This is a genomic window from Halosimplex halobium, from assembly GCF_051414055.1.
GTDB classification, from domain to species: domain Archaea; phylum Halobacteriota; class Halobacteria; order Halobacteriales; family Haloarculaceae; genus Halosimplex; species Halosimplex halobium.
Window position 1 is genome coordinate 1 of the sequence record NZ_JBLKNX010000008.1, and the last position, 15,044, is coordinate 15,044.

Below are 15,044 nucleotides of genomic sequence, written 5' to 3' on the forward strand. Positions count from 1 at the left end.
AACCGGGACAACTTCCCCAATGAAGCGGGAGATTTGGGTCATGGACAACCGGAGTCTCCCGCTTCAACTCCTTTGATTTAGCGGACTACTCCGACGCCATCTGGCGATTCAACGCAGCCTGTCAAATCCACGTTTCACTCCATATCTGGAATCAAAAATAGTTAGCAATAGAGCCTCTCTACTGCTAAGTGTTCGATATCTCATACAGCGTATACTTCTGCCATTGAGCCGGTCGCAGGCTCCCTCTTGCGCGGGATTTCACGGGGCTCAGCCCCTCCGGGTGTCCGCCAGGCAAGTTAACCCCGCATTTCGGGTCATCTAGACGCGATCAGGCACAGACCCACACTATACTACGGTAAAGTGACTTCCTTGTATATCCGGGAAGACCGCATTCAAACTGCTGGCTTCGCCACGTACTGCAGTTTCGTGGGGGTTGTACTCCGTTACGACCAATACTGCCAGATTGGCTGGCGTCACCAGTAACGATCTGCGATGGGATACCCCGTAACTCAGTTCTCGGAAGTATATCGAGTCCATGATAGTTCGAGACCCAGGTTGGTCACCCACCATCACCCAAGCCCCAAGACGAAGAACTCAGGAGAGGTTCGGGATATATATCGAGTCTGATGGAATCGCTACGAAACTGAACTCCACTCACGCACCCAAGACCACGGCTACGATAGTCATACGTACTATGATAGTGATATCGAGCGAGTCAACGCACTCCCTCGGGCCACGGAACCCCTCTCTAGGCGGGGAACTTGTAACGAGTAGAAAGAGCCGCCTTACCGATAGGTGGTTGCGTCGGCGGGCCGGAACCGTCGGGGCGGCCCGCCGGTCAGTGGTGGGACCGGCGAGTCGCGGCTACTGTTCGTCGAGCCACTCGCGGGCTTCGTCTCTGCTGCCGGCCATCACGAACGTGTAGTCGAGGTGTTGGGTCTGGTCGACGAACTCCTCCATCTCCATCTCCGAGATGACGCTGTCGCCGGTGACCGAGACGCTGTAGTCGATGCCAGCCTCGATGGTTTGGGGGATCCACTCCTCTTCGAGCCACTCCTTGTCCGCGTCGTCGTGAGCCTGGATCCCGCTCGTATCGACGAGGAGTTTCGACTTGTCGTTGCGCTCGATGATGTCCAGGAGCTCGTGACAGCCCTCGCGGAACTCCTGACCGGCCACGAATTCGTTCCACGTGTGGATTATCGCGTCGATGTCCTCGTCGATCTCGATCGTGTACTTCTCTGTGTCCGCTGCGACCTGGCGCGGCATGTGCAGACGATTCCGATTCTCCCTCATGAATCCACTCCCCCGAGTATCAGACGCGATAAATCGGATAAGTCGGCCGCTAACATCTTCGATCTTATCAGATGGACAAATGTGTAAATTCAGTTGTCAATGCGCATCATAATCAGGAACGGATCACACGTCCCGAACCTCGTCCAGGTGGACGCGCTCGCCGGTTTCGGCGGAGCGATAGGCGGCGAGGACGATGTCGACGGCCGCGCGCGCCTCGCGGGCGGGGACCTCGGGGTCGCGGCCCTCGCGGACGGCATCGACGAAGTCGTGGACGACGCCCTCGTGGCCGGCGCCGGCGTCGTGGGGGTCGCCCTCGACGCTCCGTGTCTCGGTCTCGGCGCCCCACAGCGACGCCTCGCCGGTGCCGAGGCGGAGTTCGACGTTCCCGTCGCCGAGCCCGAGCGACCCCTCGGTCCCGTTGATCTCGGTGCGGTCGGTGCCGCCCTTGGTCGCCGTCGTGACCGCGACGGTGCCGACGGCGCCGCTCTCGAAGCGCAGGACCATGGCGCCGGTGTCCTCGCACTCCAGGTCGCGGGCGAGCGCGTCCGCCTCGGCCTGCACGGACTCGACGCCGCCCATGACCCACTGCAGGGCGTCCAGCGCGTGGATCCCCTGGTTCATGAACGCGCCGCCGTCCATCCCGCGGGTGCCGCGCCACCCCGCCGAGTCGTAGTAGGCCTGGGGCCGGAACCACTCCAGTTGCGTCTCGGCCAGCACGGCCCGGCCGATCTCCCCGTCCTCGACCGCGCGCTTCGCGCGGCGGACCGCCGGGTCGAAGCGCCGCTGGAAGACGCCGGCCAGCGGCACGCCGGCAGCCTCGCAGGCCGCGACCATCCGGTCGACGCGCTCGGCGGTCACGTCCAGCGGCTTCTCGCAGAGGACGCCCGCGCCCGCCCCGGCGAGGTCGGTCGTCACGTCGGCGTGGGTGCCGCTCGGCGTGCAGACGCTCGCGGCGTCGACCTCGGCATCTTCGACCATCCGCGCGGGGTCCTCGAACGTCTCGGGAACCCCGTGGTCGGCGGCGAACTCCTCGGCCGCCTCGCGGTCCAGATCCGCACAGGCGACGAGTTCCGCGCCGTCGACCGCCGCGACCGCCTCGGCGTGGGTGTTGCCGATGCCGGCGCAGCCGACGATCCCGTACCGCAGTGAGTCAGCCATGTACGCCCTCCCCGCGGCCACTCACAAGTATCCCCCGTCGCCGGAGAGTCGTGCCCGGACGAGCTAGGCGTCGCAGTTCGGACAGTCGTAGTGCTGGACGCCGTCGAGGTCCAGCCGCCACTCGTAGGCCGCGCCGCAGTCGTCGCAGGTGTCGTCGTCCGATGCCGACCCGCTCTCCGCGTCCGTCGTCGAGCCGCTGTCGCCGTGATCGTGGTCGTGTCCGTCCGCGTCGCCGCCGTAGCGCTCCGAGCAGCCGCAGCTCCCGCCGGGAATGTCGTGCATATCCGGTCGATAGGGGCCGCCGGCGACAAGAAAGGCCGTCAGACGCGCGACCGACCCGGCCGTCGTGTTCGCTCCCCAACCATTAAACCGGAGCGGGAAGAAGCCGGCGGCAATGGGGCTGGACGAGATCGCCGCGGGGGTCGAGGTCGTCGACGAGCAGCGCGAGGGGGGCGTCGCGACCGTCGACCGCACGGACGACCCGCTGGCCGAGCGGCTCGAACCCTTCGCGGGGGAGCTGCCCTGTTCGCCCGCCGAGGCCGCGACGCTGGTCGACGCCTACGCTGCCGGCAAGTCCGTCGGGGCCGCCGCCCGGGTCGCCGGCATCCCGCCCACCGACGGCGCGAAGGCGCTGCACCTGTTCGGCGAGCACGTCTCGCCCGTCGGCCCGATGGGCCGGGAGGTCGTCGCCGACTGGCTGGCCGGCGAGCTACCCCGGACCGAGGCCGTCGAACTCGCCGGGGTGTCGGACGGGGAGTTCGCCCTCGCCGCCTTCGTCGAGACCCACGACCCGATCGAGGGGGCGATGGAGGCCGTCGAGGGGGCGCTGTCTGTCGACGACGTGGACAAACGGGAGACGCTCGGCGATGCGATGGACGGCCCCGGCGACGTGGAGTTCTGAACGGGCGTCCGCGGTCGAGAAGGTGACCGCAACCGTGCTTCGAACCCGGAACCGACGGTCAGTCCGCGGGCTGGCGGGGGCCGCGACGGCGGTCGTCGTCGTCGTCCTTGCGCCTGTTCGCCACGACCTGGCTGGCGACGAACGGCGCGGCGACGATGGCGCCGGCCAGCCCCCACAGCGAGGTCTCGAAGAGGTCGATCCCGGCGCCGCTGCCGGACGCGCCCGCGGGGTTGCCGACCACGACGGCGCCTTTCATCCCGGCGGCCTCGTGGGGCGAACAGTAGTACTTCACGACCCCCTCGCCGTCGAGTTCGAGCGCGTAGGTGTCACCCGCCGACCCCTGCATCGGGCTCTGGAAGTCGTGGGTTTCCCCGACGACGTTGTGCTGGCCACCCTTGCCGGTCCACTCCCAGACGACCGTCGTCCCGGGGTCGACCCGGACAGCCGCCGGCCCGAACCCGAACGGGCCGCTGTTGCCCTCGACGCCCACCTCGATGGTCACCTCGTCCTGACCGGTCATATCGACCGTGCCGTCGTAGTTGCCGACCCCCTCGAACCACCCGTCGTAGTCGGGTTCGGTGAACTCGCCGCCCCCGCCGGATCCGCTCCCGCTGCCGGACCCGCTCGTCTCGTTGCCGGCGCCGCTCCCGCCGGACGCGGTCGCGGTCGAACTCCCCGAGGCGACGGTCACGTCGGTGTCGCCGACGATGACGGCCCCCTTCATCCCCATCGCCTTGTGCGGGACACAGGCGTACTTGCTGACGCCCTCGCTCTCGAAGGTGTGGCTGAACGTGGCGCCCGCTTCCGAGATCATCTCGCTCTCGTAGCTGCCGTCCTCGGCGACGACGTTGTGGGGCGTGCCCTCGCCGGTCCACTTCCAGACGACTTTCGTCCCGGGGTCGACGCGCACGGCCGCGGGCCCGAACGCGAAGGCGCCGTTGTTGCCCTGGACGCCCACCTCGACGGTGACCTCGCTCTCGCCGGTCTCGTCGACGACCCCGTCGGCGTTGCTCACGTTCGAGAACCAGTCGGTGAGATCCGTCGACTGGGCGGCCGCCGGCCGCGCGCCGGCCGCGCCCAGCCCGCCGACCGTCGCCCCGATAGCGAGGGTCTTCATGACCGTCCGCCGCCCCTCGTCGATACCGTCGTCCGTGCTCATACACGACCGTTGCCGCGTTCCTCAAATAACCCCCCTCGGGGGTTCCCGGAGACTGAGAACTCCGGCGGGTGCCGGCGAACGTGTTCGGTCCGCCCCCCTCGGGGCGGGAACCCGCGGCCGCCTTATCCGTGCGGTCCACCCACATCCGCATGTGAACCGGCCATGACCCGCAAATCCACCCGCCGAACGTTCCTGAAGACCGGCGCCGCGGCGAGTGCGGCCGCCGTCGCCGGCTGTGCCGGCGAGATCCCCGACGACAGGGTCACCGTCACGGAGGTCGACAGCGAGCCGCGGTCGCTGGACGCCCCGAAGGAGCCGACGGTCGACCGGGTCGCCGCCGACCCGACGGCGGTCCCCGACCCCATCGACCGCGAGGAGTCCGCCACGGTCGAGGCCGAGCTCACCACCCGGGAGGTGACCGCCGAGATCGAACCGGGCGTCACCTTCGAGTACATGACCTTCGACGGGCAGATCCCGGGGCCGATGATCCGCGCCCGCGTCGGCGACACCGTCGACCTGACGCTCCACAGCGCCGAGGGCAACCGGATGCCCCACAACATCGACCTGCACGCGGTGCGGGGCCCGGGCGGCGGCGCCGAGGCGACCACGGTCGGGCCGGGCGAGACCGAGCGGATCCGGTTCACGGTCACCTACCCAGGTGCCTTCATCTACCACTGCGCCGTCGCCAACATGGACTACCACATCTCCGCGGGGATGTTCGGCATCATCCTCGTCGAGGCCGAGGAGGGCCTGCCCGAGGTCGACCGGGAGTTTTACCTCGGCCAGCACGAGGTGTACACCGACGGCGAGGCCGGCCAGGAGGGCCACCACACCTTCGACATGGGCGCGATGGCCCGCGAGGAACCCACCTACGTGCTGATCAACGGCGAGAAGTACGCCATCACGCCGGACAACTACGGCGCGATGGCCGCCGGGACGGGCGAGACGGCGCGGGTGTACTACTGCGTCGGCGGCCCGAACCTCGCCAGTTCCTTCCACCCAATCGGGAGCGTCTGGGACGAGGTCTACCCTCAGGGTGGCCTGGGCGGCCGACCACAGCGGAACATCCAGACCACGCCCGTCCAGCCGGGCAGCACCGCCATCGCCACGATGCAGTTCCCGGTGCCCGGCCCGATCAAGCTCGTCGACCACGCCCTCTCGCGGGTCGCCCGCAAGGGCGCGCTGGCGGTGGTCGGCGTCGAGGGCGAGGAGAACCCCGAGGTGTTCGACCCCGAGCCCGACGCCTGACCGGGTCCCGGTCGAGAAGTTCCTCGCTGACGGGGTTCTGACAGCCTGACGGTACAGTCCCGTGACCTGGTGTGGGGCCTCCAGTCGGGTGTCAGCAGTGACGGTGCAGTCCCGCCCCCCAGCGGTGCGGTCGCGCTCGCCGTCGTCGCGGTCCGCGCGCCCCTCGCCGCGCTGAAGTGCGTCCTCGCCCGAGCGGCTCCGGAGCGGGCTGTAGGCGGTGATCGTCGTACGTCGGCAGGGACCGTCCAGTCCGGCCGACCGAGCGGGGCCGACCCGGAGTCGGATCCCGACAGTGGCGGTCCGTCGGGACTGCAGTGCGCGACGGGTCCCGCCACTGCAACGCGTTTGACATCCTCTCGCCCCTGAACGGGTGGGTTTCCGCTCGCTACGTGTAGGGTGGTATCGAAGCTGTCCCGCCGCCGGACTTAGGTGCCTCGAGACGCGAGCGGGACGCATGGTTCTTGGCTCTGGGGTCAAGACCCACGGCTCGCTACACGGCAGATTCACGACGGCGATCCAGCGGGCGCTCACGCTGGAAACGTGGGTGTCCCGTTCCCGCGAGCGGGTCGCCTCGGACGCGTTCATCCGTCGCAACACGGAGTTCGACTCGGTGGACGGGTTCTGTGCGGCCTGTCCGAGCGACGACGATACGGTCGCGGGCGTCCAGCGGCTCTCGGCCGACGAACGCGACGCGTTCGTGGCGCGGACGACCGATTTCGAGACGTGGGCGGAGATGGAGCGAAGCGCGGCGGTCGAAGACCTCGTCACGCTCCAGAACGGCTGACTACCCGAGCCCCGGCAGGCTGGCGAGCACGTGGTAGAGTGCGAAGCTGATCGCGCCGCCGCCGACCATCGAGGCGACCCACGCCCCGACCGTGTACCCCGTCTTCGTGGTAGACACCCCGTCGGAGTTCGACGACCCGCCGACCAGTCCGGCGCCGACGATACTGGAGATCATCACCTTGTTGAACGAGATCGGGTAGCCGAGCGCGATCGCGGCCTGCGCGACGAGAAACGCGGGGATGAACGCGGCTATCGACCGCCTGGGGCCGAGTGCGGCGTACTCGCGGGCCACCGCCTGGATGAGGCGCGGCGACCGGAACCAGCCGCCGAGGAGGATGCCGACCCCCCCGAGCCCGAGCAGGTACAGCGAGGGGAGCCCGAGCGACGATTCGAAGACGGACTCAAGCGGCCCGGTCGCGAGCCCGACCTGTGAGCCGCCGCTGGTGAACACGACGACGAGGGCGAGCGCGACCAGCATCCGGTTGATCCCGGTCGTGACGTCGCGCCGGAGCTGCCAGTAGACGACTGCGACCGCGAGGAGACCGATCGCCCCCCCGACGAGGACGACTCCGGTCTCGCCGGTCCCCGCCCGCGACGCGACGCCGAGCTGGCGGGTGATGACGCCCGCGAGCGACCCCCGGTCGCTCCGGGGTGCCGGGAGGAACGACAGCTGGATGTTGGCCAGTGCGTAGCCGACACCGCCGGCGAGGGCCGGGATGCTCAGCGTATCCGGGACCGTATCGTCCAGTAACAGCCACGCCAGGCCGTAGGCGAGCACGCCCTCGACGACCGGGATCGCGAACCAGAACCCGAGGATCTTGGCGTAGGTCACGACTGCGAAGCCGCCGCCGAGAGCGGCGCCCGCGCCGATCGCTGCGCCGGTGACCGTGAACGCCGACGGGATAGGGTAGCCGCGGGAGTTACCGATCGTGATGAGAGTGGCCGCTGTGAGCAGCGTCGCAGTGGCGGCCAGCGGGGTTATCGTCACGCCGGTCACCAGCCCGTGGCCGATGGTCTCCGAGATGCTGCCACCCTGTGCGACGGCCCCGAGAGCCGCGACGATCCCGACCAGCAACGCTCCTCGAAGGGTGGACAGCGCGTTCGCCCCGACGGCCGGTGCGATCGGGGCGGAGTTGCTGTTCGCCCCGACGGTGAACGACATGAAAAGCGATGCGACGAGCGCGACAACGACGATCCCGATTACTGAAGACATAGGTGGACCAGCTGTGTGAGACTCGGGACGCGGCTCTGACACCCCACACTCCCGAACAGACACGTATGACTCTGTTGGTCGCGCGTCCGTGTTCCGGAGGCAGTTGCCTCGACGACGGAACCGAACCGACGGCGGAACGCCGCCCGTCGGCCGACAGTCCCTGAACGGACGTTTCCCGGTGGGTATCGACGGATCCCCGGTACGATACCGGGCGAAGTGCGGTGGGCGTCCGGTCGCGGACGGAGTGGGCGTCCGGTCGCGGACGGAGTGGGCGTCCGGTCGCGGACGGAGTGGGCGTCCGGTCGCGGACGGAGAGCCACCGAGGCGTTCGCCGGACGGAGGCGGCCGCCGAGACCGGCCCCGTGACGCCGGCGGCCCCGAGAGGCCCGAACGGCACGGCTTCGACGGCCTCGACGGGCAGCCCGTCGACTACCCGTAGCGGCGCACCGGCGGAAAATCGCCGAAAGTCGCGTTAGCTACCGTACTCCGCTTCGAGGTACTCGACGATGTCGTCGCTCTCGGGCATCCCCTCGACGCCGTTGTCGGGGTCGACGAGGACGGGGACGCCGGTCTGGCCGCTGACTTCCTCGACCTCGGTCCGCTCGGAGTGCGAGCGAGGGACCATGTGCGACTCGTAGTCGAGGTCGAGCTCGTCGAGTTTCTTCTTGACCTTCGCGCAGTAGGGACAGCCGTCGAGTTCGTACAGTTCGAGGTGCGCCATCACCGACGAGTCGGGACTCGACGGCCAAGAGGCCACCGGTCGTGTGTACCCGCCGCGCAGGAACGGCGCCCGGTCGGAAATCCCGGGCCTACTCGGCGAGGTGGTCGAGAACCGCCTCGGTGTCGTTGGGGACGGGCTCGGGGTCGCCGCCGGCCTCGTAGGCGGCGTCGGGGTCTTTGAGCAGGTGGCCGGTCGTCAGGCAGACCACGTCCTCGTCGGCGTCGATCTCCCCCTCGTCGCGGAGCTTGCGGAGGCCGGCGACCGAAGCCGCGGAGGCCGGTTCGACGCCGACGCCCTCCTCGGCGAGCGAGCGCTGGGCCGCCGTGATCGCCTCGTCGGAGACGGCGACGGCGGTGCCGCCCGTCTCGCGGATGCCCGGCAGCGCCTTCGGGGCGTTGACGGGGTTGCCGATGCGGATGGCGGTCGCGCGGGTCTCGACGTCCTCCCAGCGGCGGACCTCGTCGTTGCCCTCCTCGATGGCCTCGACCATCGGCGCGGAGTGTTCGGCCTGGACGCCGGTGAGTTTCGGCACGTCGTCCTCGTCGATGGCGCCGGCCTTGCGGAGTTCGCGGAAGCACTTGTACAGCGCCGCGGTGTTGCCGGCGTTGCCGACCGGCAGGACGATCCGGTCGGGGTACCGGCCCTCGTCGGCGTGGAACCGCTCCATGATCTCCAGCCCGATGGTCTTCTGGCCCTCCAGGCGGAACGGGTTGAGCGAGTTGAGGAGGTACGCCTCGCCGCGGCTGGCGAGGTCCTGGACGATGTCGAGACAGGAGTCGAAGTTACCGTCGACTTCGAGGATCCGGGCGCCGTGGAGGCTGGCCTGGGCGACCTTGCCGGCGGCGACCTTGCCGGCGGGCAGCAGGACCAGCGTCTCCATCCCGCCGCGGGCGCCGTACGCGGCGAGCGCGGCGCTGGTGTTGCCGGTGGAGGCGCAGGCCAGGCGGTCGACGCCGACCTCCTTCGCGACGCGGACGCCGACGGTCATCCCGCGGTCCTTGAAGCTCCCCGTCGGGTTCATCCCCTCGTGTTTGACCCGGAGGGTGTTGACGCCGACCTCTTCCTCGATGCGGGGGACGTAGTGGAGGGGGGTGCCGCCCTCGGGCAGCGAGACGCCCTCCTCGAACGGGAGCGCGGCCGAATAGCGCCACACGCCGTAGGGACCGCTCTCGGGCGAGCCGCCGGCGCCGAAGTCCTCCCAGCTCGGGAGGTCGGCATAGCGGACCTCCAGCAGGCCGTCGCAGTCGTCGCAGGTGTAGCGGACCGCCTCGAAGGGGGCGAAGGTCTCGCCGCACTCGATGCAGGTGAGCCAGACGCCGTCGTCGGCGACGGTGGGCTCGGACTCGTCGAGGGCCAGGTGTGCGCTCATTGGAGGAACCTGAACGCCCGGCGACCAAAAGAGGGCCGATTGTCCGCGCCCCCGGACGATGGAGACCAGCGACGCGTTCCCGCTCGGTGCTACTCCACGGGCACCCGCAGCGCCTCGCCGTCGCGCTCGACGGTCGTCCCGAAGGCGGCCGAGCGCTCGCGGGTCCGCTCGCGGACCCACTCGGCGGCCCCGTCCTCGGCCGCGTAGACCGCACGGTCGCGGATCTCGACGGGTTCGAGCCGCAGGGAAGTGACGCCCGACTCGTCCGCGTCGGCGACGAACAGGAACCCGCGGTCGTTGTGCAACTCGGGGTCGACGCGGTAGTCGTCGACGAAGTCGCCGCAGTCGTGGAGGACCGGCGTGCCGTCGACCACCTCGACCCCCTGGACGACGTGGGCGCTGTGACCGTGGACGAGGTCGACCCGCCCGGCGAGCCACCGGTGGAACGCCCGCAGGGCCTCGTCGGGTTCGGTCTCCATGTTCGGCCCGCCGTGGACCGACGCGACCACGAGGTCGGGGTCCAGCGCCCGGGCGTCGGCGACCATCGACGCGACGGCCTCGCGCGTCGCCTCGTCGTCGGGGTCGAAGTCCAGGTGGACGACGCCCGGGCTGTCCGGGCCGGCGGCGTACTCCGGCGTGTTGTCCGTCGCGGCGATCACGGCGATGTCGAGCCCGCCGACCTCGACGAGCGCCGGTGCCCGCGCCTCGGCCAGCGTCGCACCCGCGCCGGCGTGGGCGATGCCGACCGCGTCGAGGTGGTCGAGCGTGTCGAGCAGCGCGGGCGCCTCGAAGTCGAGGAGGTGGTTGTTCGCCAGGCAGGCGAAGTCGACCCCCCCGGCGTCGAGCGCGTCGGTCGCCCAGTCCGGTGTCGCCCGGAAGTGGAACGGTCTCTCGGTTCGAGTCCACTTCCGCCCGCGCGTCGAGACGGCGCACTCGAGGTTGACCAGCAGGCCGTCGAGCGCGCGGAGCCGCTCGTGCAGGTCTCCCCACACTTTCGCCGCCGCGACGCCCGGCTGGCCGTAGCGCTCGTCGACCAGCCGCCCCAGCATCACGTCCCCCGTCAGTCCGATCCGGGGCATACCGTGTGGTACGTGACCGTGCCGCAAGTACGTTCGGTCCAGTCCCCGAGAGCGCACTCGAGGACGGAGTCGCGGTGCGGTCGGCGTGCGCTGTCGCGAGTCTCGTCTCGCGACAGCATCGCGCGAGGGATGAGCGACGGCAGGAGCGAATCGGCTGGGGAGGCTCGTGGCCGTCTGCGGTGCCGTGCTGTGCTGTTCCTGGTGGACTGAAAGGGCGAGGCGCGCTCGCGCCGATAGTCGCCTGAGCGACCCCTATCCGCGCGGGCGGTGCGGAGAGCGCGGATATGTCGCTCAGCGACCGCGAGCGCGGCGAGGGCTTTCATCGCTTGCTGTCGAGTGCGGTCGAGGCGTTTCAGAGCGAGCGCGGCGAGGGCTTTCATCGCTTGCTGTCGAGTGCGGTCGAGGCGTTTCAGAGCGAGCGCGGCGAGGGATCTCATCACTCTCCGTCGAATGCAACCACGTTCGACCACCGACGAGCCAAACTCGACCCGAAACACCCGGCCAATCCGTACGCCGAACCGGACAGACTCGGGCCCCGGGACCCAAATCCCGAAGTGGCTGTACTCGCTGGATAGCCCATGGTACTCCCGTCGTGGCCGGTGGCGGCCTCGTTGCTGGCCGCGGGCGGGACGCTGCTGTTGATCCGCTACCTGTGGCGCTACCGGGGCAAACCCGGGGCGGGCTGGTTCCTGGCGAGCCTGGGGGCGCAGGCGACCTGGAGCCTCGCCTACGGGGTCGCGCTGGCGACGTTCGCCGAGCCGATACGGTGGGCGCTGGAGGTGGTGTCGTGGGCGGCGATGGCCGGGACGGGCGTGTACTTCCTGGCGTTCGCGCTGGCGTACACCGGTCGCGGGGGCGTCGTCGACCGCGCGTGGTGGGGGTTCGCCGTCTTTCCCGGACTGGTCGGGCTGCTCGGGGCGACCAACCCGGTCCACGGGCTGGCGTGGACGGACTTCGAGGTGGTGCGGGTTCTGGGCGTCGCGGGCGCGAGCTACGAGTTGCGGCTGTGGGCGCTGCTGGCGGCGACGGCGGGCGTGTTGCTGATCACGGTCGGGAGCCTGCTGCTGTTCGACACGGTCGTCAGCTACGGGCCGCTGTACCGGCGGGAGGCCGTCGCGGTGGGGCTGTCGACGTTCCCGCCGGTCGCGGCGGTGCTGGCCTGGCTCCACGGCGTCGGCCCGGTCGGGGCGGTCAACTTCGTGACCGTCGCCTTCCTCCCGCACGTCGCGCTCGACGCCTACGCGTTCGTCGGCAGCGACATGTTCGAGTTCCACCCGGCGACCCGCCGCGTCGGCGAGCGGGCGGCCATCGACGACCTGGGCGCGCCGGTGGTGATCGTCGACGAACGCGGCCGGGTCGTGACGCTCAACGGCGCCGCCGAGGCGGCCTTCGGCGTCGGGAAGTCGGCGGCGCTCACCCGGCCGCTGTCGGCGCTGCTCGGCACGAACGGCGACGGGTCGATGGTCGCGGACGACCGGATGGCGTCCGACGACGCGACGGCGGCCGACGACCGGGCGGCGGCCGACGACGCGACGGCGACGGACGACGCGACGGAGACGGACGACACGAGGGAGACGGACGACACGAGGGAGACGGACGACGTGACCGAGATGGAGACCGTGACGGTCCAGTCGGGCGGGCGCCGCCGGATCTTCACGGTGACGACGACGCCGCTTTCCGACGCTGGCGGCACCCACGTCGGCTACACCGTCGTCTTCCAGGACGTGACGGACGAGCGGCGCCGCGAACAGCGCCTCGACGTGCTCAACCGGGTGTTGCGCCACAACCTCCGCAACGACATGACGGTCGTCCAGGGGTTCACCGAGGCCGCCGCGAGAGAGGTCGACGACCCGGCGGTCGGCGACATGCTCGCCCGCGCCGAGGCGAAGGCGACCGAACTGGTCGCGCTCGGGGAGAAGGCCCGGACCGTCGAGCGGGTCCTCGACAGCGAGCCACGCGCCGAACGGGTCGACGTGGCCGACCTGCTGGCGACCGTGCGAGCCGAGCACGTCGACGACGCGGCCGACGTGGGCGATGACCCGGACACGGCCGACGTGGGCGATGACCCGGACACGGCCGACGTGGGCGATGACCCGGACACGGCCGACGTGGGCGATGACCCCGACGCGGCCGACGTGGACGGCGAGTCCGACACGGTCGAGACGGCCGGCGGCGCGACCGTGACCGTCGAGGCGACCGACGCGACGGTCACGACCGACCCGGCGGTCCTGCAGGTCGTCGTCGGGACGCTGCTGGAGAACGCGCTGGAGCACGCCGGCGAGGCGCCGACGGTGACGCTGTCGGCGGCGTCCCGCGACGGCGCGGTGGCGGTCACCGTCGCCGACGACGGGCCGGGCGTGCCCGACCACGAACTCGACGTGCTGACCGCCGGCGCGGAGTCGGCGCTCGAACACGGGTCGGGCCTGGGACTGTGGCTGGCCGACTGGGGCGCGACGGCGCTGGGCGGCGACCTCGCGTTCGACACCGGCGACGGCACGCGGGCGACGCTCACCGTGCCCGACGGGGAGACGCGGGACCCGACGGGCGGCGAGAACCGGGACCCGACGGACCGGTCGTAGGCCCGCGCGACTACGCGCTCGCGTAGCCCGCCACCTCGGTCTCGTCGAGTTTGCGCTCGGCCTCGGCGACGGAGTCGGCGGTCTCGCCGCTGTAGCCCACGTCCCGCGAGCGCCGCTCGAAGGCGTTGACGACGACCTGGCTCGTCTCCTCGTCGGTGACGCGGACGACGCGGTCGACGCCCATCTCCTTCAGTTCCGCCTGGGCGCGCTTGATCGGCTTGGCGGCTTCGGGCGACGGGGGCGTGAAGCCGGCCAGGTCGTTGACGATGTCGAACCCGTCGCGCAGCCGTTCGGCCGTCTCGACCGTCTCGTCGGCCGCGGTCTCCATCTCCGCGCGGTCCAGCCGGCCGGTGAAGCTCAGGTACAGTCGGTTCGCCTGCGGGTCCGCCTCTATCTCGTACATACCAGTACCGACGGCGTGATTCTCAATGGAGATACTACCTTACTCGTTAGGGACGGGGAGAACCGCGCGGATCCGGCAGTGACCGCTCAGAGCCGGTCTTCGAGGACGGCGCCGAACCCGGCGGCGCCGACACAGAACGCGAGAATCCCGCCGACGTCGGTGAGGACGAGCCCGCCGTTGAGCGCGGCGGCGACGAGGGGCGGTTTCAGCCAGTCGTCGCCCTCGCGGTCGACGAGGCGCTCGGCGACCGCGAGGAAGGCGACCGCCGCGCCGACGGCCCAGACGAGGTACACGAGCAGGCCGAGGCCGAGCGCGAGCGGGATGCCAAGAACGACGGCTGCCCTCAAGTAGTCACCGCGGCGGGCGGCCGTGTCGCGGTCGGCCAATGCGGCCGTGTCGCGGCCGTCCGGCGCGGCCGGGAACCGGGCGCGACGACCCGCGCCTCACACGCCGTCGACGCAGATGTCGACGAAGTTCCGCAGGATCCGCAGGCCGGTCTCGCCGGACTTCTCGGGGTGGAACTGGGTGCCGAAGACGGTGCCGCGCTCGTCGGCGACGATGGAGGCGAAGTCCGTCCCGTAGTCTGTGGTGGCGACGGTCGCCTCGGGGTCGTCCGGCTCGGCGTAGTAGGAGTGGACGAAGTAGGCGTGCTCGCCGTCGACGCCCTCGACGAGCGGGTGGTCGCGGGCCACGTCGAGTTCGTTCCAGCCCATGTGTGGCACCTTCAGGTCGCCCCGGAAGCGGACGTTGCGGCCCGGGACCAGGTCCAGCCCCTCCACGTCGCCCTGGCCCTCGCGTTCGGCCTCTTCGCTGGTCGTGAGCAGCATCTGCATGCCGAGACAGATGCCGAACAGGGGGGTGCCGGCCTCGGCCTGCTCGACCAGGGCGTCGCGGAAGGGGCCGGCGTTGTCCATGCCCTCGGAGAAGGCGCCGACGCCCGGGAGGACGACCCCGTCGGCGCCCGAGAAGTCGGCCGGGTCGTCGCTGAGTTCGACCGCGGCGCCCGCGCGTTCGAGCCCGCGCGTGACGCTGCGGAGGTTCCCCAGCCCGTAGTCGACCACGACGACCTCGGCCGCGGTCTGTCGCGTGTTCATACCGCGAGTTACGCACACCCCGGACAAGTCCCTTTCCGTCCGGG

The 15,044-nt window shown here is 70.3% G+C and carries 16 protein-coding genes; 5 read left to right on the forward strand and 11 right to left on the reverse strand.

Going from position 1 to position 15,044, the window contains the following annotated elements; genetic code table 11:
• Nucleotides 1-864 precede the first annotated feature (864 nt).
• From ACMGFG_RS09280 to ACMGFG_RS09290, 3 genes are all read right to left on the reverse strand, one after another.
• Nucleotides 865-1,266: a hypothetical protein gene (locus ACMGFG_RS09280; protein WP_436930062.1), complete on the reverse strand. Its 402-nt coding sequence runs from the start codon at nt 1,264-1,266 to the stop codon at nt 865-867.
• Nucleotides 1,267-1,416: 150 nt separating this feature from the next.
• Nucleotides 1,417-2,451 (reverse strand): Gfo/Idh/MocA family protein, encoded by a 1,035-nt coding sequence (locus ACMGFG_RS09285; protein ID WP_436930063.1) that lies wholly within the window; start codon nt 2,449-2,451, stop codon nt 1,417-1,419.
• Nucleotides 2,452-2,514: 63 nt separating this feature from the next.
• Nucleotides 2,515-2,733, reverse strand: a complete 219-nt coding sequence (locus ACMGFG_RS09290; RefSeq protein WP_436930064.1) for a hypothetical protein — start codon at nt 2,731-2,733, stop codon at nt 2,515-2,517.
• A 112-nt stretch (nt 2,734-2,845) separates the two neighbouring features.
• On the opposite strand from ACMGFG_RS09290, the gene ACMGFG_RS09295 reads away from it, so the two are divergent.
• Nucleotides 2,846-3,352 carry a DUF7858 family protein gene (locus tag ACMGFG_RS09295; protein WP_436930065.1) on the forward strand — a complete coding sequence of 169 codons (507 nt, stop codon included), beginning with the start codon at nt 2,846-2,848 and terminating at the stop codon, nt 3,350-3,352.
• 58 nt (nt 3,353-3,410) lie between these two features.
• Here ACMGFG_RS09295 and ACMGFG_RS09300 read toward each other — a convergent pair whose 3' ends face one another.
• Nucleotides 3,411-4,511: a halocyanin domain-containing protein gene (locus tag ACMGFG_RS09300; protein WP_436930066.1), complete on the reverse strand. Its 1,101-nt coding sequence runs from the start codon at nt 4,509-4,511 to the stop codon at nt 3,411-3,413.
• 162 nt (nt 4,512-4,673) lie between these two features.
• Here ACMGFG_RS09300 and nirK point away from each other — a divergent pair, with 162 nt between their 5' ends.
• Together nirK and ACMGFG_RS09310 are read left to right on the forward strand one after the other, a co-directional pair.
• The gene (nirK, locus tag ACMGFG_RS09305; RefSeq protein ID WP_436930067.1) at nt 4,674-5,759 is read left to right on the forward strand and encodes a copper-containing nitrite reductase; all 1,086 of its coding nucleotides are present in this window, start codon (nt 4,674-4,676) and stop codon (nt 5,757-5,759) included.
• 454 nt (nt 5,760-6,213) lie between these two features.
• Nucleotides 6,214-6,543 (forward strand): hypothetical protein, encoded by a 330-nt coding sequence (locus ACMGFG_RS09310; RefSeq protein ID WP_436930068.1) that lies wholly within the window; start codon nt 6,214-6,216, stop codon nt 6,541-6,543.
• Here the strand turns inward: ACMGFG_RS09310 and ACMGFG_RS09315 are convergent, their stop codons facing one another.
• The 4 genes from ACMGFG_RS09315 to ACMGFG_RS09330 form a co-directional block, all read right to left on the reverse strand.
• The gene (locus ACMGFG_RS09315; RefSeq protein ID WP_436930069.1) at nt 6,544-7,755 is read right to left on the reverse strand and encodes an inorganic phosphate transporter; all 1,212 of its coding nucleotides are present in this window, start codon (nt 7,753-7,755) and stop codon (nt 6,544-6,546) included.
• A 472-nt stretch (nt 7,756-8,227) separates the two neighbouring features.
• Nucleotides 8,228-8,476, reverse strand: coding sequence for a glutathione S-transferase N-terminal domain-containing protein (locus ACMGFG_RS09320; RefSeq protein ID WP_436930070.1), 249 nt, complete (start codon nt 8,474-8,476; stop codon nt 8,228-8,230).
• Nucleotides 8,477-8,564: 88 nt separating this feature from the next.
• Entirely contained in the window at nt 8,565-9,845 is a 1,281-nt protein-coding gene (gene thrC, locus ACMGFG_RS09325) for a threonine synthase (protein ID WP_436930071.1), read from the reverse strand.
• A gap of 89 nt (nt 9,846-9,934) precedes the next feature.
• Nucleotides 9,935-10,924 (reverse strand): CapA family protein, encoded by a 990-nt coding sequence (locus ACMGFG_RS09330; RefSeq protein ID WP_436930072.1) that lies wholly within the window; start codon nt 10,922-10,924, stop codon nt 9,935-9,937.
• A 284-nt stretch (nt 10,925-11,208) separates the two neighbouring features.
• On the opposite strand from ACMGFG_RS09330, the gene ACMGFG_RS09335 reads away from it, so the two are divergent.
• Nucleotides 11,209-11,499, forward strand: a complete 291-nt coding sequence (locus ACMGFG_RS09335) for a hypothetical protein (protein ID WP_436930073.1) — start codon at nt 11,209-11,211, stop codon at nt 11,497-11,499.
• A 3-nt stretch (nt 11,500-11,502) separates the two neighbouring features.
• Nucleotides 11,503-13,503 (forward strand): sensor histidine kinase, encoded by a 2,001-nt coding sequence (locus tag ACMGFG_RS09340; RefSeq protein ID WP_436930074.1) that lies wholly within the window; start codon nt 11,503-11,505, stop codon nt 13,501-13,503.
• Between the two features lie 10 nt (nt 13,504-13,513).
• Here the strand turns inward: ACMGFG_RS09340 and ACMGFG_RS09345 are convergent, their stop codons facing one another.
• The 3 genes from ACMGFG_RS09345 to hisH all read right to left on the reverse strand — a co-directional run bounded on the left by ACMGFG_RS09345 (nt 13,514) and on the right by hisH (nt 15,000).
• Nucleotides 13,514-13,906: a hypothetical protein gene (locus ACMGFG_RS09345; protein WP_436930075.1), complete on the reverse strand. Its 393-nt coding sequence runs from the start codon at nt 13,904-13,906 to the stop codon at nt 13,514-13,516.
• A gap of 86 nt (nt 13,907-13,992) precedes the next feature.
• Nucleotides 13,993-14,292, reverse strand: coding sequence for a hypothetical protein (locus ACMGFG_RS09350; RefSeq protein ID WP_436930076.1), 300 nt, complete (start codon nt 14,290-14,292; stop codon nt 13,993-13,995).
• Between the two features lie 57 nt (nt 14,293-14,349).
• Nucleotides 14,350-15,000: an imidazole glycerol phosphate synthase subunit HisH gene (gene hisH / locus ACMGFG_RS09355; RefSeq protein WP_436930077.1), complete on the reverse strand. Its 651-nt coding sequence runs from the start codon at nt 14,998-15,000 to the stop codon at nt 14,350-14,352.
• Nucleotides 15,001-15,044: the final 44 nt, after the last annotated feature.